At 64.4% G+C, this 20,101-nt stretch carries 20 protein-coding genes and 1 pseudogene; 10 read left to right on the plus strand and 11 right to left on the minus strand.

Going from position 1 to position 20,101, the window contains the following annotated elements; genetic code table 11:
* Together LB552_RS27890 and LB552_RS27895 are read right to left on the minus strand one after the other, a co-directional pair.
* Window positions 1-951 carry a CPBP family intramembrane glutamic endopeptidase gene (locus tag LB552_RS27890; RefSeq protein ID WP_224611328.1) on the minus strand — a complete coding sequence of 317 codons (951 nt, stop codon included), beginning with the start codon at window positions 949-951 and terminating at the stop codon, window positions 1-3.
* Window positions 952-1,439: 488 nt separating this feature from the next.
* Window positions 1,440-2,045, minus strand: a complete 606-nt coding sequence (locus LB552_RS27895; protein WP_140845976.1) for a DUF1236 domain-containing protein — start codon at window positions 2,043-2,045, stop codon at window positions 1,440-1,442.
* Between the two features lie 363 nt (window positions 2,046-2,408).
* On the opposite strand from LB552_RS27895, the gene LB552_RS27900 reads away from it, so the two are divergent.
* Window positions 2,409-3,212 (plus strand): lytic transglycosylase domain-containing protein, encoded by an 804-nt coding sequence (locus LB552_RS27900; RefSeq protein ID WP_224611329.1) that lies wholly within the window; start codon window positions 2,409-2,411, stop codon window positions 3,210-3,212.
* 263 nt (window positions 3,213-3,475) lie between these two features.
* Window positions 3,476-3,762 (plus strand): annotated as a pseudogene (locus LB552_RS27905) (GIY-YIG nuclease family protein).
* A 163-nt stretch (window positions 3,763-3,925) separates the two neighbouring features.
* On the opposite strand, the gene LB552_RS27910 reads toward LB552_RS27905, so the two are convergent.
* Window positions 3,926-5,146, minus strand: coding sequence for an argininosuccinate synthase (locus LB552_RS27910; protein ID WP_224611331.1), 1,221 nt, complete (start codon window positions 5,144-5,146; stop codon window positions 3,926-3,928).
* A 404-nt stretch (window positions 5,147-5,550) separates the two neighbouring features.
* Between LB552_RS27910 and LB552_RS27915 the strand changes: the two genes are divergently transcribed.
* Entirely contained in the window at window positions 5,551-6,192 is a 642-nt protein-coding gene (locus tag LB552_RS27915) for a LysE family translocator (protein WP_224532687.1), read from the plus strand.
* 3 nt (window positions 6,193-6,195) lie between these two features.
* On the opposite strand, the gene LB552_RS27920 is transcribed toward LB552_RS27915, so the two are convergent.
* Both LB552_RS27920 and rlmN read right to left on the minus strand, forming a co-directional pair.
* The gene (locus LB552_RS27920) at window positions 6,196-6,663 is read right to left on the minus strand and encodes a hypothetical protein (protein ID WP_224611333.1); all 468 of its coding nucleotides are present in this window, start codon (window positions 6,661-6,663) and stop codon (window positions 6,196-6,198) included.
* The gene (gene rlmN, locus LB552_RS27925) at window positions 6,660-7,892 is read right to left on the minus strand and encodes a 23S rRNA (adenine(2503)-C(2))-methyltransferase RlmN (RefSeq protein WP_224532681.1); all 1,233 of its coding nucleotides are present in this window, start codon (window positions 7,890-7,892) and stop codon (window positions 6,660-6,662) included. Before rlmN ends, LB552_RS27920 begins: the two co-directional genes overlap by 4 nt.
* Before the next feature lie 365 nt (window positions 7,893-8,257).
* On the opposite strand from rlmN, the gene LB552_RS27930 reads away from it, so the two are divergent.
* Window positions 8,258-8,557, plus strand: coding sequence for a hypothetical protein (locus LB552_RS27930; protein WP_224611335.1), 300 nt, complete (start codon window positions 8,258-8,260; stop codon window positions 8,555-8,557).
* Window positions 8,558-8,732: 175 nt separating this feature from the next.
* Window positions 8,733-10,082: a chloride channel protein gene (locus LB552_RS27935; protein WP_224611337.1), complete on the plus strand. Its 1,350-nt coding sequence runs from the start codon at window positions 8,733-8,735 to the stop codon at window positions 10,080-10,082.
* A gap of 67 nt (window positions 10,083-10,149) precedes the next feature.
* Here LB552_RS27935 and LB552_RS27940 read toward each other — a convergent pair whose 3' ends face one another.
* From LB552_RS27940 to LB552_RS27950, 3 genes are all read right to left on the minus strand, one after another.
* Entirely contained in the window at window positions 10,150-10,653 is a 504-nt protein-coding gene (locus tag LB552_RS27940; protein ID WP_095769999.1) for an invasion associated locus B family protein, read from the minus strand.
* Between the two features lie 257 nt (window positions 10,654-10,910).
* Entirely contained in the window at window positions 10,911-11,273 is a 363-nt protein-coding gene (locus LB552_RS27945) for a YkvA family protein (RefSeq protein WP_224608587.1), read from the minus strand.
* 630 nt (window positions 11,274-11,903) lie between these two features.
* Window positions 11,904-12,197: a 4a-hydroxytetrahydrobiopterin dehydratase gene (locus tag LB552_RS27950; RefSeq protein ID WP_095769998.1), complete on the minus strand. Its 294-nt coding sequence runs from the start codon at window positions 12,195-12,197 to the stop codon at window positions 11,904-11,906.
* 49 nt (window positions 12,198-12,246) lie between these two features.
* Between LB552_RS27950 and LB552_RS27955 the strand changes: the two genes are divergently transcribed.
* Entirely contained in the window at window positions 12,247-12,762 is a 516-nt protein-coding gene (locus LB552_RS27955) for a low molecular weight protein-tyrosine-phosphatase (RefSeq protein ID WP_224611339.1), read from the plus strand.
* On the opposite strand, the gene thpR is transcribed toward LB552_RS27955, so the two are convergent.
* Both thpR and LB552_RS27965 read right to left on the minus strand, forming a co-directional pair.
* Complete coding sequence (thpR, locus tag LB552_RS27960; protein ID WP_140845987.1) at window positions 12,669-13,262, minus strand: RNA 2',3'-cyclic phosphodiesterase; 594 nt, start codon at window positions 13,260-13,262, stop codon at window positions 12,669-12,671. The two genes, LB552_RS27955 and thpR, sit on opposite strands and share 94 nt — an antisense overlap.
* Before the next feature lie 118 nt (window positions 13,263-13,380).
* Window positions 13,381-14,025 carry an arylesterase gene (locus LB552_RS27965; protein ID WP_224611341.1) on the minus strand — a complete coding sequence of 215 codons (645 nt, stop codon included), beginning with the start codon at window positions 14,023-14,025 and terminating at the stop codon, window positions 13,381-13,383.
* An 82-nt stretch (window positions 14,026-14,107) separates the two neighbouring features.
* Here LB552_RS27965 and LB552_RS27970 point away from each other — a divergent pair, with 82 nt between their 5' ends.
* The 4 genes from LB552_RS27970 (at window position 14,108) to LB552_RS27985 (ending at window position 19,044) form a co-directional block, all read left to right on the plus strand.
* On the plus strand, window positions 14,108-14,803 hold the full coding sequence (locus LB552_RS27970) for an ABC transporter ATP-binding protein (RefSeq protein WP_224611342.1): 696 nt from the start codon (window positions 14,108-14,110) through the stop codon (window positions 14,801-14,803).
* A 4-nt stretch (window positions 14,804-14,807) separates the two neighbouring features.
* Window positions 14,808-17,363: an ABC transporter permease gene (locus LB552_RS27975; RefSeq protein ID WP_224611343.1), complete on the plus strand. Its 2,556-nt coding sequence runs from the start codon at window positions 14,808-14,810 to the stop codon at window positions 17,361-17,363.
* Between the two features lie 247 nt (window positions 17,364-17,610).
* The gene (locus tag LB552_RS27980) at window positions 17,611-18,351 is read left to right on the plus strand and encodes a Bax inhibitor-1/YccA family protein (protein WP_095769993.1); all 741 of its coding nucleotides are present in this window, start codon (window positions 17,611-17,613) and stop codon (window positions 18,349-18,351) included.
* A gap of 117 nt (window positions 18,352-18,468) precedes the next feature.
* Window positions 18,469-19,044 carry a GNAT family N-acetyltransferase gene (locus LB552_RS27985; protein ID WP_224611344.1) on the plus strand — a complete coding sequence of 192 codons (576 nt, stop codon included), beginning with the start codon at window positions 18,469-18,471 and terminating at the stop codon, window positions 19,042-19,044.
* 102 nt (window positions 19,045-19,146) lie between these two features.
* Here the strand turns inward: LB552_RS27985 and LB552_RS27990 are convergent, their stop codons facing one another.
* Window positions 19,147-19,533, minus strand: a complete 387-nt coding sequence (locus tag LB552_RS27990) for a DUF2794 domain-containing protein (protein WP_224611345.1) — start codon at window positions 19,531-19,533, stop codon at window positions 19,147-19,149.
* Window positions 19,534-20,101: the final 568 nt, after the last annotated feature.

Raw genomic sequence — 20,101 nt, forward strand, 5'->3', positions numbered from 1 at the left:
TCATAGCGGACTTTGCCGGGTCGCCCCGACCCGCAGCGGCGAGCGCCGGTGCAAAAGCAGCAGCATCGTCAGAAGCGTGCTGACGACGCCGATCGCGGCGATGAGAACGGCGTCCAGATTGGTCCAGCCGGGGCCTTCGAGAGGCTTGGCATTGAGCAGCGCGAAGGAATTGTAGGCCTCCTGGTGCGAGATCAGCAGGAAGCCGGTCAAGTTGTTGCCGAGATGGGCGCCGAAGCCGGCGCCGAGATTGCCGGTGACATAGACCAGGAGCGTGAGCAGCAGGGCGAATGTGCCGATCGAGATGAAGACACTGGCATTGATGGCCAGCGTCGAGGCCGTATTCCAGTGCAGCGACGTGAACAGCAGGCCCGGCAGCACCGCCCAGACCAGAGGACTCCCGAAGCGACGAGCGAGGGCGCGCAGCAGATAGCCGCGAAACAGCATTTCCTCCGACGAGGTCTGCAGGAATGCGAGCAGCGCGATCGGCGCCAGGAAGAGCAGCCAGGACGACAGGGTGATCGGTCCGCGCGCGATCTCCGGCTGCAGCCAATAGAGCAGCACCTCGGAGAACAGCGAGGTGATCAGCACCGCGACCATGCCCTTGAGGAAATCGCCGCCAGCGATGCGGCGGGTGACGCCAAAGAGAGCCGACAGCGGCTCGCCATGCACCAATCGCATCGCCACCCACAGGCCGATCCAGATGCCGGCAAAGGAGCTCAGCGCGCTGAGGATGCCGACGGGCGATGCCAGGAAGTCCTGCATGTACTGCCCGGTCGAGGGGCCGGGCAGGCGCCAGACGATGTAGACATAGGTGCCGGCAAACAGCACGACGGCCGTCGCCGCCATCCAGAAGGCAATGACGATCGCCGTGCCGAAGAACAGCCGCAGCAAATTGGTTTTTTCGTTCGGCGAGCGGCGATAGCGCTCGAAGGCGGCATTTTCGATCGTCACGCGGCTCCCCTGCCGAAGGCTTTCGGCTGTATTGTGTAGGAGGTCGGTGGTTACCGCGCGATTACCTTGCTTTGAGCCGGGACTGACTGGATCGCGTTGAGGGCACGAACATCGAATTCGTACCACGGAACACTAACGCGCGATCACGACGGTAAGAGATTAGCTGGAACGCCCATCTCATCGTCATCCACGGGCGGAGCAAGGAGCGAAGCGACGCGGCGCAGACCCGAGGATCCATTCCGTTACTTCCGAGCGTTGCCACAGTGCAGAATTCTGCCCCGCTGCGCTCTTCGGCCGGGGTCCCGGAATGGATCCTCGGGTCTACGCGTCCGCTTCGCTTCCGCTCCGCCCGTGGATGACGAAGTTCGGACGCTTCGGCCAATCCCAAACGTGTGCATTGAACGCAGGCAAGCCGGCTGAGCCGTCAGCACGGAAAAGAAGCGGCCGCCATCGCCGGCGGCCGCTCGTCTGACGACGATCAAGCCCGATCAGCGCATCACATAGACGATGCGCCGCGTGCCCGGATCGACCAGCGCCGGCTGGTTGTTCACGTAGACATAGCGATACCGGTAATCGGGAATCTCGCGCAGCTCGACCGTGTCGGGCAGCGTGGCTCCGGTCACCACCTCGCCCTCGAGATAGACCGGATCGACCCGGTGTGTGGTGACATAGGTGCCGACCTCGGCCGGCGGTCTGCCGATCGACTCGATGGCGTCGTCGCCGGGAACGATAGCGCCGGTGTAGCTGTCCGTGGTGTAGATGTTATCGGTCGGCGGCGACACGACGGCGATTTCGGCATTGGCCGGCCGGCGTGTCAGCACGACGCGGCTGCCGCCGAAATCGCCCGTCACATAGTCGGAATAGACCCAGCCATTGCCGCCCGCTTCGGCGATCGTGCACCATTTGCTGTTCGCGATGCAGCCGGTGAGCGTTGCCGACTGGCCGGCGGCCAGCACGCCAATCACGGGATATTGCGGGCCGGGGCCGGCGCGCACATTGAGATCGGCCACCGCCGAGACGGCAGTGTCGGCCAAGGCCGCGCCCGACATGGCGAACAGCGCGCCGGCAAGCGCCGGAAACAGTACGCGTTTCATGTTTTCACTCCGTTTTTCCACGCTCCCTCGCGGTCGGAAACGAAACCAAGGCTTATGCGTTCCGGCTAAAGCGCCTTTCGGCCGCTCACGAATTGTTCCATGATTTCTCGGGGTTGCGGTCAAAAGGGCGTGAGCGGGCGCAAGGCGCTTTAGCCGCGGCAAGTCCCGCCGGACCGGCGCCAATGACCACGACCTCAACGTCTTTCATGAGGCAGGCCCGCCACACCTGATGGCCGATCGCAGGCAATTGCCCTTCTTTCGCCTGTGTCGGGTGTCATGTCCCCCCGCGAGGACGGTGACAACCGGGCGTTTCGCTGGCAAATTCGCAGCCGGGACGTGATTCAAGGCAACCAGGAGAAGGACATGGCATTTTTTGCCAAAAGAAGAATTTTCGCGGCCGCCGCGGCGGTGGTGGCGATGCTGGGGCTGGCGACGGGCGCCGAAGCCGCGGCCAGCTGCGGCAAGAACGGCGCCGGATTCGACGCCTGGAAGCAGGACTTTGCCGCCGAGGCCAAGGCCAACGGCGTCGGCCAAAGGGGGCTTTCGGCGCTGGAGGGGGCGACCTACGCGACAAGGACGATTTCGGCCGATCGCGCCATCCACAAGGCTTTCAGCGGCTCGGTGGAGGCTTTCATGAAACGCCGCGGGGCGTCCGCGATCATCTCGAGAGGCCGCGCGCTGAAGAAGGCCAACGCGGCGATGTTCGCCGATATCGAGCGGACCTATGGCGTGCCGCCGGGCGTGCTGCTCGCCATCTGGGGCATGGAAACCGGCTTCGGCGCCTCGATGGGCAACCAGAACACGGTGTCGGCCATTCTGACGCTCGCCTATGACTGCCGCCGCCCGGACTATTTCACCCCGCACGCCATCGCGGCGCTGAAGCTGGTCGATCGCGGCGCGCTGAGCGCCTCCTCGGTCGGCGCCATGCATGGCGAGATCGGCCACACCCAGTTCCTGCCCGGAAACGTGCTGAAATATGGCGTCGGCAGCGGCAACCTGCGCGACCGCAACACGGCGCTGGCTTCCACCGCCAACTATCTCAAGGCGCATGGCTGGCAGGCCGGCGCGAGCTACGAGGCCAATATGGGCGCGATCGCGGGCTGGAACTCGGCCAGCGTCTACCAGCAGGCCATCGCTCGTATCGCCGAAGCGATTGACGCGGACTGATCGAGGTCGTCATTCCACGGAAAAGCTCGGCCAAGCGCCGGGCTTTTTTGTTTGTGGAGGTTGGCAAAAGCCGGGAAAGTGGGGATCACTTCCCTCGGGGCGCCTTGGGGCCTCGCGGAGCGACCTGTGCTTCGTCATTCTAGGGCGGAGCAAGGAGCGGAGCGACGCGCGCAGACCCTAGAATCCATGCCATGGCATTGGCCGTAGAATGCTGCGGTCCAGAATAGGCGCCGATGGCTGCGCCAGCCAGCTAGGATCGCCAGATGACCGGCTATGTCTACATGACTGCTAGCCAGAAAGGGGGCACGATCTATATCGGTGTCACCAATGACCTTGCCCCCGCATACCCGAGCACAAGAATGGCCAAGGTTCCAGCTTCGCCAGCCGTTACGGTGTGCAGCGTCTCGTCTGGTACGAGGAATATTTCGACATCGCTGATGCCATCCAGCGTGAGACGTCACTGAAACGCTGGCCACGGCGATGGAAGATTGAACTGATCGAAAAGAGCAATCCGGAATGGTTCGAGCTGTTTCGTGGAATTGGCTGGTAAGCGTTCTGCACCGTGGCGGCTCTCGACCATCCCGGCATGGATTCTAGGGTCTGCGCGCGTCGCTTCGCTCCTTGCTCCGCCCTAGAATGACGAAGGACAGGTCGGCGGGACAGCACCCCCTCTGCCCCACAGGACATCTCACCCGTAGGGGAGATCCGCAATTTCAGCGACGGTTCCTTGCCGCCAGTGTCCGGAGCCGCAATCCGTTCAACCGGATGAAGCCCTCGGCGTCCTTCTGATCGTAGGCGCCGCGGTCGTCCTCGAAAGTAACCAGCGCGTCGGAATAGAGCGTCTTCTTCGACTTGCGGCCGGTGACGATGACATTGCCCTTGTAGAGCTTCAGCCGCACCGTGCCTTCGACGTCGTCCTGGCTCTTGTCGATCATCGCCTGCAGCATGACGCGCTCGGGCGAGAACCAGAAGCCATTGTAGATGAGCTCGGCATAGCGCGGCATGAGCTCGTCCTTGAGGTGGGCGGCACCGCGGTCGAGCGTGATCGATTCGATCGCCCGGTGGGCGGCGATCAGGATGGTGCCGCCGGGCGTCTCGTAGACGCCACGCGACTTCATGCCCACAAAACGGTTCTCGACCAGGTCGAGGCGGCCGATGCCGTTGTCGCGGCCGAGGTCGTTGAGCGCCGCCAGCATGGTGGCCGGCGACAGCTTCTTGCCGTTGAGCGCGATAGGATCGCCCTTGAGGAATTCGATCTCGATCTCGGTGACGACATCGGGTGCATCCATCGGCGAGACGGTGCGCTGATGCACGAATTCCGGCGGCTCGCTCCACGGATCCTCCAGCACCTTGCCCTCGGATGAGGAGTGCAGGAGGTTGGCGTCGACCGAGAACGGGGCGTCGCCGCGCTTGTCCTTCGGCACCGGGATCTGATGCTGCTCGGCGAAATTGAGAAGGTCGGTACGCGACTTGAACGACCAGTCGCGCCACGGCGCAATGACCTTGATGTCCGGATTCAGCGCATAGGCGGATAATTCGAAGCGGACCTGGTCGTTGCCCTTGCCGGTGGCGCCATGGGCAATGGCGTCGGCGCCGGTTTCCCTGGCGATCTCGACCAGGTGCTTGGAGATCAGCGGCCGGGCGATCGAGGTGCCGAGCAGGTAGGTGCCTTCATAGACGGCGTTGGCGCGGAACATCGGGAAGACGAAGTCGGCGACGAATTCCTCGCGCACGTCGACGATGCGGATGTCCTTGATGCCCATCATCTCGGCCTTGCGGCGCGCCGGCTCCAGCTCACCACCCTGGCCGAGATCGGCGGTGAAGGTGACGACTTCGGCGCCGAGCTCGGTCTGCAGCCATTTCAGGATGATGGAGGTGTCGAGGCCGCCGGAATAGGCGAGCACGACTTTCTTGACGTTCTTGGTCTTGGACATTTTTGGCGGTTCCGCGGGAAAATAGCTTCGCGGGCGAGGTATCACGGCCTTTCCGGGCGGCGCAAGAGACGACGGTGAGCAGGGCGAGGCAATCGCAGCGCGCGATCTCCCGCTCGAGGGCACGGCAATCGCATAAGGCTATGGGAGGATAGCCTGCCTTGATTGGCGTCATCCTCGCGCTTGTCCCGAGGATCTACCGGCCTGTCGCGCTATATCCGCGTGCGACGGCGGATCCTCGGGACAAGCCCGAGGATGACGGCGTGGCATTGGCCTTCGCGATAAAACTCCATATGCGATTGGCCTGCCATCGAGGGGAGATTGTGCCGACGCCATATCGCCAGTTGCTGGCGAAGCCGAAGTGGCTGCGCTATAGGGGTTAAGATCCATCCCGCAGGGGCTTCCCCATGTCCTTCATTCCCGACACTTCGACGCTGATCCAGTTCGCCATCGCCACGGTGATCCTGGCGATCACGCCTGGGCCGGACATGACGCTGTTCGTCTCGCGTACGCTGAGCCAGGGCCGCGCCACCGGCTTTGCCTCCATGGCCGGCGCGCTCTGCGGCACGCTGATCCACACCACGCTGGTGGTCGTCGGCATCTCGGCGCTGATCGTCGCCTCGCCGATGGCCTTCTTCGTCTTGAAGATTTTTGGCGCCGGCTATCTGGTGTTCCTGGCTTTTCAAGCGGTGACGAAAGGCTCGGCCTTTTCGCCGGAGAAGAGGACGGGACCGCAGGTTTCGCTGTTCCGCAGCTGGGCGGCCGGGCTCGGCGTCAACCTGCTCAACCCCAAGATCATCCTGTTCTTCATGACTTTCCTGCCCCAATTCGTGTCCGCGCACGATCCGAACGCGTCCGGAAAACTGTTCTTCCTCGGCGTGATGTTCATCGTGCTGTCGATCCCGGTGACGGCGCCGATGGTGCTGGCGGCGGAGAAATTTTCGGCGGCGATGAAGGCAAGCCCGCGGGTGACGCGCGTGGTCGACTATCTGTTCGGCGGCGTGTTCTCGGCCTTCGCGCTCAAGATCCTGACCGCGCAGGCGAAGTAGGGCTCACGGCTCGGCATCAAGCAGCGCCTCGCGGCGCCAGCTTCCGGCCCGGCGGCCGGCGGAGAGCCAGTAGAAGATGCCGCCGACCATGCCGGCGCCGATCACCGCCAATCTGGCATTGGTTTCGGTGACATCGAAATTGGCGTCGCCCACATTGTGCACGAAGCCGAGGAAAACGAGTGCGATGACGGCGCCGCCCAGCGCGTAGAACAGCCAGTCGCGCCGGCCGAGCACCTCGGCGATCAAAATGACGACCGCCGCCGGCATGAAGGCGAAATAGGCGACGAACAGCGCCACGAAAGGCACCGAGAAATAGAGCGATGCGGTGGCCGTCGGCTCCGGATCGGCCGGGGTGTAGCCCAGATGCGCCAGGACCAGGATGTTGAGGAAGGCGCTCGCCGCCAGCGAGCCGACGATATAGCCGACCAGAATAACGGCGAAGCGGACGAGATAGGCGATGATGCGCCTCACGCCTCGCCGTGCCCTGCGATCATCATGGCTTCGAGCGCCAGCCGGTCGACCTTGCGCATGCGCTCGGACTCCGACTTCAGCTGGCCGCAGGCGGCGAGGATGTCGCGGCCGCGCGGGGTGCGGATCGGCGAAGCATAGCCGGCATTGTTTATGTAGTCGGCAAACTTCTCGATCGTTTCCCAGTCCGAGCACTGGTAGTTGGTGCCGGGCCACGGGTTGAACGGGATAAGGTTGATCTTGGCCGGAATGCCCTTCAAGAGCTTCACCAGCGCCTTGGCGTCGTCGAGCGAATCGTTGACGTCCTTCAGCATCACATATTCGAAGGTGATGCGCTTGGCGTTGGAGAGGCCCGGGTAGGCCTTGCAGGCGGCGATCAGCTCCTTGAGCGGGAACTTCTTGTTGATCGGCACCAAAAGGTCGCGCAGATCGTCATTGGTGGCGTGCAGCGAGATCGCCAACATCACGCCGATCTCCTCGCCAGTGCGGAAGATTTCCGGCACCACGCCGGAGGTCGACAGCGTGATCCGCCGCTTCGACAGCGACAGCCCGTCGCCATCGGAGGCGATCAGCAGCGCCTTCTTCACCGCCTCGAAGTTATAGAGCGGCTCGCCCATGCCCATCATGACGATGTTGGATACCTTGCGCCCCTCGGCCGGCACGATGGCGCCGTCCGGCGTGTCGCGGTCGGGGAAATCGCCGAGGCGGTCGCGCGCGGTGAGCAGCTGCGCCAGGATCTCTTCGGCAGTGAGGTTGCGCACCAGCTTCTGCGTGCCGGTGTGGCAGAAGGAGCAGGTCAGCGTGCAGCCGACCTGGGACGAAATGCAGAGCGTGCCGCGGCCTTCCTCGGGAATGTAGACGGTCTCGATCTCGACCGGACGGCCGGCGCCACGCGGCGGAAAGCGGAACAGCCATTTGCGCGTGCCGTCAGCAGAGATCTGCTCCTCGACGATCTCGGGCCGGGCGACGGTGAAATGCTTGTCGAGCTCGGCGCGCAGGTCCTTGGAGATGTTGAACATATGCGCGAAGTCGGAAACGCCGCGCACATACATCCAGTGCCAGAGCTGCTGGGCGCGCATTTTTGCCTGGCGCTCGGGCACGATGCCGGCGCCGACAAGCGCCTCGCCGAGCTCGGCGCGGGTCAGGCCGATCAGCGACGGCTTCTCGGCCGGCGCTGCGCGGCGCAAGGCATCACGTGCGCCCTCGGCGGTAAGATCAAGCGAAATGGTCATGGTGGCGCCAATATAAGCGATTTGCGGCCGATTTCAGCATCGGCCGCCAGGAAGCGCGGCGCATAGCACAGCCCGGCGCCGGAGTCATGGGTGGGCTTTCCTTCTCCCCTTGTGGGAGAAGGTGGCCGAGCGGAGCTCGGTCGGATGAGGGGTGCTCCAGCGGAGTGAGGCGTTGGTGTTCACTGGAACACCCCTCATCCGTCTCGGCGCTGCGCGCCGATCCACCTTCTCCCACAGGGGGAGAAGGCCGCGACTGGCGATGGCCCTTGAAAACAGATCACATCTTCGTGTTGGCGTAACCAATCGAAACGCTTCCGCGAACCTGAAAGGGGCGACCATGCCCCTCAACAATGGGAGTTGTTCAAATGCACTCGATCAAGCTCGCACTCATTGCCGGCCTCGCCGGTCTTTGCGCCTCGCAAGCCTTTGCCGAAGATACAATGGGCGCCATGACGATGATGAAGGGCGGACAGGTCACCGCGATCATGCCGGACGGCCACATGGGCACCATGATGCCGGACGCCAAGATGAGCGCCGAGATGATGAAGATGGCCAAGCCGATCAAGCATTGCATGATGATGATCACCGACGCCAAGGGCAAGGCCTACATGGTCGACACGTCGACCAAGAAGGCCCAGGCCGAATGTGAAAAAATGGCGATGTGACCTCGCCCTGCGCGCCGACCTCCCCGCCGGCCGGTGCGCCGGCGGGTTATCCGCCATCGGCTAGCGTCCCCTTGAGCACCGGTCCTCGACCTGACGGACATAGCGTCGGGCTCGCCCTCACGGGTTGATCGACCCGGCGAGTGTGCTAGGGCGAGTAACCATCACGAGGACGGTCATGCCCGGCATATCCCGAAAATACCGCATGCTGCGGCGTTCCCACGCCATGTGGATGTCGCGGCGCGTCTGGCAGCCGCGCCTCGTCTTCTGGGCAGGCGCCATCTCGATCGGCCTGATCAGCGTCCTGTTCGCGTTGCTCGCCGACCGGGCGCAGGCCCTGTTCCATCTCATGACGGGCAATGACGGCGGCTGGCGCTTCTATCTGCCGCTCGTCGTCACGCCGCTCGGTTTCGTCCTTTGCGCCTGGCTCGCGCATTCCTTCTTTCCGGGATCGCAAGGCAGCGGCATTCCGCAGGCGATCGCGGCGCGGCATCTGCGCGACGAGGAAGACCGCAGCCGGATCCTGTCGCTGAGGCTGGTGGTGGGCAAGATCGCGCTGACCATCGTCGGCCTCGCCTGCGGCGCCTCGATCGGCCGCGAAGGCCCGACAGTGCAGGTCGGCGCTTCGCTGATGCTGCAGGCGGCGCGCTGGGGCGGCATGGCGCAGGCGCGCGGCCTGATCCTGGCGGGCTCCGCCGCCGGCATCGCCGCCGCCTTCAACACGCCGCTTGCCGGCATCGTCTTCGCCATCGAGGAAATGGGCCGGGCCTACGAGGCGCGCACCAACGGGCTGGTGCTGACGGCGGTGATCCTGGCCGGCCTCGCCTCGCTCGGGCTGCTCGGCAACTACACTTATTTCGGCGTCGCCAGGGACACGGTCGCCTTCGCCACGGACTGGCCGCTGGTGCTCGCGTGCGGCGTCATCGGCGGCGGTGTCGGCGCGCTGTTCTCGCTCTTGGCGCTGAAAGTCATGCGCCGCATCCGGCGCTGGAACACGCTGCAGCCGCTGCCGCGCACGCTGGTCGTGGCGGCTGTCTGCGGCCTGGCCGTCGCCGCGATCGGCATCGCCTCCGGAGGATCGACCTTCGGCACCGGTTATGTGCAGGCGCGCGGCGCGATCGAAGGCACGCCGCTGCCGGCCTTCTTCTTCGTCGAGAAGTTCGCAGCCGGCCTCTTGTCGATGGTATCGGGCATTCCCGGCGGCCTCTTCGCACCGTCGCTGGCGGTGGGCGCCGGCTTGGGCAGCACGCTCGGCCTGGTCTTCGGCACGGCCACCGGCACGGCGGCGCTGCTCGGCATGGCCGGCTATTTCGCCGGCGTCGTGCAGGCGCCGATGACGGCCTTCGTCATCATTCTCGAGATGACCGGCAACCACGACAATGTAATCGCGCTGATGTGCGCGTCGGTGCTCGGCTACGGCACGGCGCGGCTGGTCTCCAACGAACCGCTCTACCATGCGCTGTCGCGCGTCTTCATCGCCGAGGCGATCCGGCGGCGCAGGGCGCAGCCAGAGCCCGCGCAGGGCTGAGCGCCATTCCAAACAAAAGGCCGGGCATGATGTCCGGCCTTGCGTCAGGTTCGAATGCGGTTCCCGCCTATTTGCACTTGGCGATGGAGGCCAGCGCGGCCGAGATGCCCTTCAGCGAGAAGACGTAGGAAGTGGGGTTGCCGCGGCCCGACTTCGCCTGCACCTTCATGTCGGAGCCGGTCTTCATGGCGGCGATCAGCACCGGCTCTTCCGCCGCGTTCTCGACCCAGGCCGACTTGCCGCGGGTGAACATCGAGAAGGACTTCTTGTCGATGGTGACGGTGGCCTTCGAGCCTTCCTGGAAGTTGTAGCCGGCGATGAATTGCGGCTCGTACGAGACCTGCTGTCCGGGCCGCTGGCTGACGAAGAAGAACATGTCGCCATGGTCGAGCGACGGGGGCTGCTTGTCGGTGGGCACGGTCAGCACATAGCAGACCTTGCCGGCGGCCGACTGATAGCTGTAGGTGCCCCAGGCGTTGTGCTGGCCGATCTTGGTCGCCTGCTGCGCCAACGCCGGCGCCGCCGAGGCCGCCAGGACCAGGCTGGAAACTATAGCAATCAATCCGCGCATCGTTCTTCCCGTATTCCAAATGGGGCGGAGGCGGGCCGCGTGGCGTCCTGCCGTCGCTTCATTTTGATTTAATCAGGGTTACCAAACGGTGAATTGTCCTTGAAGAAAAGGAACCCACCCCAGGAAACCGCCACCATCCGCGCCGCCACTGTGGATTGATGCCGGCGCGACGTCCCGGCGCGGAGTTGGATGCCACGAAAACGGCAAGAGTTTGTCTTTTCGTCCGCGCCGATTTGCGGGCCTGAAGCGAGCCGGGATCAGCTCTTGTCCGCCAGCGCGTCTTTGGCGGCCTGCCGGTGGGCAGGCGTGATATGGGCGCTGACGGCGGTGATCGCCGCGGTCAGCACGGCAAGGTCGTCGGTGAAGCCGAGGCCGACGACGAAATCGGGAATGAAATCGAACGGCAGGACGAAATAGCCGAGCGCGCCGAGCAGGGTGGCCTTGGCGCGCAACGGCGTGTCCCTGTCCATGGCGCAATAATAGGCGGCGACAACCTCGTCCATGAACGGAATCTGCCGCGCCGCCTTTTTGGCAGTGCGCCAGAATTTTTCGCGTACTTCGCCCTCGCCGGCAAGCTTGTCGCCGAAGCCGAAGAAATCGAAACCGGTACCTTGCGCCATCAATCGCTCCTTGGCGGCCGCGTGCATCGTTGCGGGCGGCTCGCCGCGGGAAAATGTGGTGAAAGCGGGAGGCGGCTACAAGAGTTTAGGAGGCGCGCCGACCTGAAAATCGAACTCGCAACAATAACCAGCGTGGCAATCGCCTCAGTGTGGTGGTTGGCCAAGGCATCCCTCCGATCGTCATCCACGGGCGGAGCAAGGAGCGAAGCGACGCGCGCAGACCCGAGGATCCATTCCGTGACATACGAACGCCGCTCACGGTGCGGAGTTCTGCTCCACTGCAATTCTCGGCAAAGGTCACGGAATGTCGCTTCGCTCCTTGCTCCGCCCTGGAATGACGAAGCCAGGCTGCTTACGGTGCAGAATCCTGCTTCGCTGCATTCCTCGGCCAAGATCACGGAATGGCCAAGATCACGGAATGACAAAGGTCACGGAATGGATCCTCGGGTCTGCGCTCCGCTTCGCGTCGCTTCGCCCGTGCATGACGAGGTTGAGAGGCTTCGGACAATCGCGAACGTTCGCCACGGTCTGCACCGCCGCGACGCTCGTAGGCCACGGAATGGATTCCAGGGTCTACGCGCGTCGCGGCGGCTCTTTGCTCCGCCCTGGAATGACGAAGTCCGCTCGCGCTCAGCCGAAATACACGTTCATCCGCTTGGCGAGCTCGATATCCAGCGCCGTGACGCCGCCTGCGTCATGCGTGTTCAGCGTCACGTCGACGGTCTTGTAGACATTCGACCAGTCCGGGTGATGGTCCATCTTTTCAGCCGCCAGCGCCACGCGCGTCATGAAGGCAAAGGCCTCGGAGAAATTCTTGAAGACGAAGCTGCGCTTGATGGAGGCGCCGTCGGCGGCGAGCGACCAGCCGTCAAGTTCCGCAAGCGCGGCGACGATCGCTTCCTTGTTGAGTTTTTCCCTGTTCATGTCCGGTCCCTGTGCTATTCGCAGATGATCCAACCATAGCGCCGGATCGATGAGCGCAAACCCCATAAAATCCATTCTGTTCGTCTGCCTTGGCAACATCTGCCGCTCGCCGCTGGCCGAGGGCGTGTTCCGCGCCGTCCTGACCGAGCAAGGCAAAGAGCAGGGTCTGGTGATCGATTCGGCCGGGACGGGCGGCTGGCATGCCGGCCAGGAGCCGGACCGGCGCTCGATCGCTGTGGCGGAAAGGCACGGCGTCGACATTTCAGGGCAGCGGGCGCGCAAGGTGCTGCCGGAGGATTTTATGCGCTTCGACCTGATCCTCGGCATGGACCGGGCGAATGTGCGCGACCTCAAGGCGCTGGCGCCGCAGGCCGCGCACGACCGCATCCATCTTTATCTGGATTTTGCCACGGGAAAGGCCGTGGACATTCCCGATCCCTATTACGACGGCGCCGAGGCCTTCGCCTCGGTCTACCGCATGATCCGCGAGGCGTCGGATGCGCTGGCGAAGCGGCTCGGGGCCAGCGCTTCGCCGACCAGCGGCCACGCCTCTTCGACGATGTAGGGGCCGCCGCCGACCGAATCGCGCGACGACATCAGGACGAAGCGGCCGACGCGGAAGGGCAATGCCGCGAAATTGCCGCGCGCCGAAAGATATTGCGCGACATCGAGCGGGCTCCCATTGCGCAGGCGCGCCAGCGTCACATGCGGCGAAAACTTGCGTGGGTCGGCCGGCAGGCCGAGCCGCTGGCAGATGCGGTCGATCTCGCCCTGCAGCGCCGTTAGGTCGGGCGAGGCCGACACGCCGGCCCACACCGCATGCGGCTTCTTGCCGCCGAAGGCGCCGACGCCGGTGAGCGTGAGCTGGAAAGAGGGGCGGTCGACGCGGTCGAGGGCGTTGGCGATCTCGTCGGCAACATGGCCCTCGACATCGCCGATGAAGCGCAGCGTCAGGTGGTAGTTTTCGACGTCGATCCAGCGCGCTCCGGGCAGCCCGCCCCGGAGCAGGGACAAAGAGAGAGCAGCATCACGCGGAATTTCGAGGGCGGTGAAAAGACGTGGCATGTGAAGCCTCCTGTCCTCGAATCGAAACTCTCGTTCCTAGCGAATCATCGATATTGGCGCGGGGCAAGCGGTTTGTTGTCCACAAAGTTTCCCCAGCGGAAAGCGTGGCATCACGGACTCATGATGGCCCTCCATTGTCGGCGATCGCCTTCTCGACCACGGGCAGGATGCGCTCGACCATGACGTCGACACCCCGGGGATTGGGATGCAGGCCGTCTCCCAGCTGCAGGTCGGGGTGGCCGGCGACGCCGTCGAGGAAGAACGGATAGAGCGGAACGCGGTATCTTTCGGCAAGCCGCGGATAGATGGCATCGAAGGCCTTCTGGTAATCGGCGCCGAGATTGGGCGCGGCGCGCATGCCGGCGAGAAGCGCCGGGATGTTGCGCTGCTTCAGCTTGCCCAGCATCGCGTCGAGGTTCTTTTCGGCGATCTCAGGCGAGACGCCGCGCAGCATGTCGTTGGCGCCGAGCTCGAGGATCACCAGCCTTGTGCCGTCCGGCACCGACCAGTCGAGCCGCGCCAGCCCGCCGCTCGATGTGTCGCCCGACACGCCGGCATTGGCGACGGCGACGTCGAGGCCCTTTGCCTTCAGAGCCGCTTGCAGCCTGTCGGTGAAACCCTGGCCGGGGCCAAGGCTGTAGCCAGCCATCAGGCTGTCGCCGAAGCCGACGATGGTGAAGGTGGCGGCGCGCGCCGGCGAAATGGCGCCGCAAAGGGCGAGGAAAAGGATGAGGGCTGCGGCAGAACGGTGTTTGAATGCCATGCGGCGAGCCCCATATGACCGAAACAACCCAACGAAGGAGACACAGACCGTCTCCTTTTTTCACATATAGGGCACTTTCATTGTGACAGAAGCCGTCATCGCGCTGAGGGACGTATCGCTGACGCTCGGCGAGGGCGCGTCCTCCGTCCATGTGCTGAAGGGTGTGAGCCTCGACGTGGCGCCCGGGCAAGCCACCGGCATCGTCGGTCCGTCGGGCTCCGGCAAGTCCACGCTGCTGATGGTCCTTGCCGGCCTGGAAAGAGTCGATTCGGGCACGGTCCGGATCGCCGGCGAGCTGATCAACGATAAAAGCGAGGACCAGATCGCTTCGTTTCGGGGGCGAAACATCGGCATCGTGTTCCAATCCTTCCATCTCATCCCCAACATGACGGCGCTGGAAAATGTCGCCGTGCCGCTCGAGCTCGCCGGCCATACTGATCCGTTCGGGGTGGCCGCGCGGGAGCTCGCGGCCGTCGGCCTGAGCGACCGCGTGACGCATTATCCGGGAGAGCTTTCCGGCGGCGAGCAGCAGCGCGTGGCGATCGCGCGGGCGCTGGCGCCGTCGCCGCGCATCCTCATCGCTGACGAGCCGACCGGCAATCTCGACCAGGCGACGGGAAAGCAGATCGCCGACCTCCTGTTCGCCAAGGCGGCGGAACGCGGCATGACGCTGGTGCTGGTGACGCATGATCCGGCGCTGGCCGGGCGTTGTGCGCGCCAGGTCTCGATGCGTTCGGGGGGGATCGAGGATGCGCCTTTGCTCAAAGTGACGGCATAGAGGCATGGCGGCCGCCCGGCTTCGAACCCTGAAGCTCGCCATCCGCTTCGCGCTGCGCGAGATGCGCGGCGGCCTGTCCGGTTTCATGATCTTCCTAGCCTGCATCGCGCTGGGCGTCGCGGCAATTGGCGGCGTCAATTCGGTGGCGCAGGCGATCTCGGCCGGCGTCGCCAATCAGGGCCAGACGCTGCTTGGCGGCGATTTGCGCTTCCAGGTCAACCAGCGCAGCGCTTCCGATGCGGAACTCGGCTTCATCAAGGGCCTCGGCACGGTTTCGCTCAATTCCGGCATGCGCTCGATGGCGCGGCTGGAGGACGGCTCGGACCAGGCGCTGGTCGAGGCAAAGGCCGTCGACGACGCCTATCCGCTCTTCGGCGCTCTGGAAACTGATCCGGCGCTGCCGAAGGAGCAATTGTTCGGCGAAAGCTCCGGCGTGTTCGGCGCCGCCGCGCCCGACCTGTTGTTCGACCGGCTCAATCTTCACATCGGCGACAGGTTGAAACTCGGCAGCGCCATTTTCGAATTGCGGGTGAGGCTGGTCAGCGAGCCGGATGCGGTGTCGGACGGTTTCGGTTTCGCGCCGCGGCTGATGATTTCGCGCCAGGGCCTTGCCGCATCCGGCCTGGTGCAGCCCGGCAGCCTTGTCGAGAACGCCTATAAGGTGCGCCTGCCCGACGGCACGTCCGAGGCGCGGATCAAGGACATCCAGGCTCAAGCCGCGAAGGATTTCCCGCAGGCCGGCTGGTCGATCCGCACGCGCAGCAACGCCGCCCCCGCGCTCTCCGCCAATATCGAGCGCTTCTCGCAATTCCTGACGCTGGTCGGGCTGACGGCGCTGGTGGTCGGCGGCGTCGGCGTGGCGAACGCCGTGCGCGCCTATCTCGACGGCAAACGCGGCGTCATCGCCACCTTCAAGAGCCTCGGCGCCTCGGGCGGCTTCGTCTTCACCGTCTATCTGGTGCAGATCCTGTTGATTGCAGGCCTTGGCATCGTGCTCGGGCTTATCGTTGGCGCCGCGATGCCGTTCGTGGCGAGCGCGCTTCTGCAGTCGGTCATCCCGGTGCCGGCGCAAGGCGGCTTCTATCCCAGCGCGCTTGCTCTGGCCGCGCTGTTCGGCCTGCTGGTGACGCTGGCCTTCGCGCTTTTGCCGCTCGGCCGCGCCCGCGACGTGCCGGCAACCGCGCTGTTCCGCGAAATGGGCTTTGAAAGCCGGGGCTTGCCGCGCCTGCCCTATACGGGCGCGGCGCTCGCGATCGTGCTGGCGCTGGCGGCGTTGGCGATCCTTTCGGCCAACGACTACCGCATCGCCTCGATCTTCGTCGGCGCCACGGTCTTTGCCTTCCTGGTGCTGCGGCTGGTAGCGGCGCTGGTGCAATGGGCCGCAAAAAGGAGCCCGCGTGTGCGCTCTGTCTCGCTGCGGCTGGCGCTCGGCAACATCCACCGTCCCGGAGCGCTGACGCCCTCGGTGGTGCTGTCGCTCGGCCTCGGGCTGACGCTGCTGGTGACGCTTGCGCTGATCGATGGGAATCTCAGGCGGCAGATCTCCGGCAGCCTGCCGGAGCGGGCGCCGAACTTCTTCTTCGTCGACATCCAGAGCAGCGATGTCGATGCCTTCGCCGGCCTCGTCGGCAAGGAGTCGCCGCGGGGAACGCTGGTCAAGGTGCCGATGCTGCGCGGCCGCATCATGGCGCTCAACGGCGTCGACGTCGACAAGCTGAAGATCCCGGCCGACGGCGCCTGGGTGCTGCGCGGCGACCGCGGCCTGACCTATGACGCCAAGCAGCCGGAAAACGCGACGCTGACCGAAGGCGCATGGTGGCCGCAGGACTATTCCGGCGAGCCGCTGGTGTCGTTCTCGGCCGAGGAGGGCAAGGCGATCGGGCTGAAGCTCGGCGACACCGTCACCGTCAATGTGCTTGGACGCAACGTCACCGCGAGGATCGCCAATTTCCGCCAGGTCGAGTGGGAGACGATGGGCATCAACTTCGTCATGGTGTTTTCGCCCAACACCTTCGCCGGGGCGCCGCATGGCTGGCTGGCGACACTGACCGACAAACAAGCCACCATGGCCGACGATGCAAGGCTGCTCAACGCCGTCACCCGCGCCTTTCCGGCTGTGACGACGGTGCGCGTCAAGGACGCGCTCGACATTGTCAACCGGCTGGTGGCGCAATTGGGCGCGGCGATCCGCGCCGCAGCCGGCGTGGCGCTGATCGCCTCAGTGCTGGTGCTGTCCGGGGCGCTTGCCGCCGGCAACCGGGCGCGCATCCACGACGCTGTCGTGCTGAAGACGCTCGGCGCGACGCGACGGACGCTGATTGCGGCCTTCTCCCTGGAATATATGCTGATCGGTCTTGCGACCGCGCTGTTCGCGCTTGCCGCCGGCGGCATCGCCGCCTGGTTCGTGGTCGCGCATGTCATGACGCTGCCGTCGCATTTCATGCCACAGGTCGCGGTGGCGACGATCCTGGTTTCGCTGGCGGTCACCGTCGGCATGGGCCTTGCCGGCACTTGGCGGGTGCTCGGCCACAAGGCGGCGCCGGTGCTGCGCAACCTCTGACGGCGGGGGCCGAGAGCCGCCCGCCCGCTTAAACCTTTGTAAGCCCGGTTAAATTTTTGTAAGAAAGACGCTCGGAAGACCCGAAAACCGGGCTTTTGCCTTCTCACGAAGCGTTGCGCCTCGTTACCGTCTTGTTCTTGACGTCGAGAACGCTCATATTTTGCGCAGGCATGCTGGAGCCCCGCCAGCGGCGCCTGGTCTCGAATGACCTGTCACCGGACGGGGCAGAAGCAACAGAGGATTTCCAATGGCTGATCCCATTCGCAACTACCAGACGTCCGCCGCCCCCGGCGTGCGCGTCGATATCGATCAGGGCCTGCGCGCCTATATGATCAAAGTCTACAACCTCATGGGGCTTGGCCTGCTCATTACCGGCCTTGCCGCCTGGGGCGCTTTCCAGCTCGCCATCACCGGCGACGGCCAGCTGACCGCTTTCGGCCAGCTGATCTATGCAAGCGCGTTCCGCTGGGTCGTCATCCTGGCGCCGCTCGCCGCCGTGATGTTCCTGTCGTTCCGCATCCAGTCGATGAGCGTGGGCGCGGCTCAGGCCACGTTCTGGGTCTATGCCGGCCTTGTCGGCCTGTCGCTGTCGACGATCTTCCTCGTCTACACCGGCACCAGCATCACGCAGACCTTCTTCGCCACGGCCGCGGCCTTTGGCGGCCTGTCGCTCTACGGCTACACGACCAGGCGCGACCTGTCGGCGTTCGGCTCGTTCCTGATCATGGGTGTGATCGGCCTGCTGATTGCGATGCTGATCAACATCTTCCTGCAGTCGTCGGCGCTCGCCTTCGCCATCTCGGCGATCGGCGTGCTGGTCTTCGCCGGCCTCACCGCCTACGACACGCAGAAGATCAAGGAGATGTATTTCGAAGGTGACGTCGCCGACGTCGCCGGCCGCAAGGCGATCATGGGCGCGCTGCGCCTCTATCTCGACTTCATCAACCTGTTCATGTTCCTGCTGCAGTTCATGGGCGACCGCCGCTAAGGGCGGTTATCCTGGTTTCAGTGGACCATAGATTTGCGAAGGGCGGCCCAACGGCCGCCCTTTCTTTTCGCGCAGTCCTCTGCTGATATCGAGGCAGCAACGAGAACTGCACAAATTATGAGCACTATTGCGATCAGGGCCGCTACTGCGGCCGACCTCGACCGTATTACCGAAATCTATGCCGATGCGGTCGCGCACGGCACGGCAAGCTACGAGCTGGAGCCGCCGAGCCGCGCCGAAATGGGCAACCGATTCGACGTCCTAGCGGCGGGCGGCTTTCCTTATCTCGTGGCGGAGAAGGACGGTGTCGTGCTCGGCTATGCCTATGCCGGGCCGTTCAGGCCGCGTCCCGCCTACCGATTCGTCATCGAGGATTCGGTCTATGTCGCGCCAGAGGCCAAGGGGCAGGGCGTGGGCTTCCTGCTGATGCGGGCGCTGATTGAGAGGGCGCGCGCGGCGGGCTTCCGCCAGATCATTGCGGTCATCGGCGACGGCCGCGCGGACAGCGCCTCGGTGCGGCTGCACGAGAAGCTCGGCTTCCGCCATTCCGGGCGCCTCGAGGGCTCCGGCTACAAGCACGGACGCTGGCTGGACACGGTGTTCATGCAGCTTTCGCTGAATGGCGGCGCGGAATTGCCGCCGGATCCGGATTCGCTGCCGGAGCGAAGGTTTCGGGGACCCAGGGGGAACTGAGGAATTGAAGAATTGAAGAATTGAAGAAGAGGCGCTCAGGTCTGCTGGAGACGCGGCTTTTTTCCTCAGTTCATCAATTCTTCAGTTCATCAATTCGTCTTCTCACGCCTCGACAACCTTCAGCTTGGCATCGAACACGCCGAGCACGCGGCCGAGCTCCTGGCCGCGCTTGAGGATGCGCCCGCCGGCGGCGATGACGGCGAAAGCGCCTTGCCGGCGCGCCAGCCTGGGGTCCTTGACGATCTGGAACAGCGGCACTTCGCTGGCCCGGCGGAAGACGGAAAAGACAGCGCGATCAGTGAGATGATCGATCGCGTAGTCGCGCCATTCATTGGCCGCAACCATGCGTCCGTAAAGCCTCAGGATCTGGTCGAGCTCGCGCCGGTCGAATCGCACCGGCTGGTCTAGGCGTACGTTGCGCGCCTCGTGCAACGGGATCAATATTCCGGATGCTTCCCCATCCTCCGTCCCGCCGCTGTGATCGGTCATGCCTCGATCCTTCGATTGAATCATGCGCCAGCCAAGGTTCGCGCTTTCATAAGGGAATTGCAAGGGCACGATGGAAATGCGGCGCCGGCCGAACACGCGCGGGTCGCGCGGTTTCCCAAACGTCCAGTCACGTTTGCGAAACACATGTTGGAATTGGTGATGCTCCGCCACATTCTCGCCACAAATAATCCGCGCTCATGCCCCAATGTCCGACGAATTTACGGTCGTTGCCTGAGACGGTTCGGTCCGGCACCGGCTCGTAAACCCCAAGCCCCCCGCCCACGGGTCAGCGTCGGATCGAACCAACCTCAGTTTTTCCTTGGAAAAACCAGGTGCGACGATCCCAAAACCTGAATGACCGGCGTCAGAAGCAAGCTGACGCCGGTTTTTTATTTTCCAGCTCTCCTTGTCTACCGCATGCACAAATTTCCAAGCGGGCTGATCTTTGGCGATAGTGTGCATGCAGCTTGGCGCATGCATTGTCCAATGTAGCGCTGGTCGACCCCCACTCCGTCTCGGCTTCGCCGAGCCACCTCTCCCCCGATCGACGGGGGAGAGGAAAGGCGCC

It is taken from the genome of Mesorhizobium sp. CA7 (genome assembly GCF_020165015.1).
Taxonomy (GTDB): domain Bacteria; phylum Pseudomonadota; class Alphaproteobacteria; order Rhizobiales; family Rhizobiaceae; genus Mesorhizobium.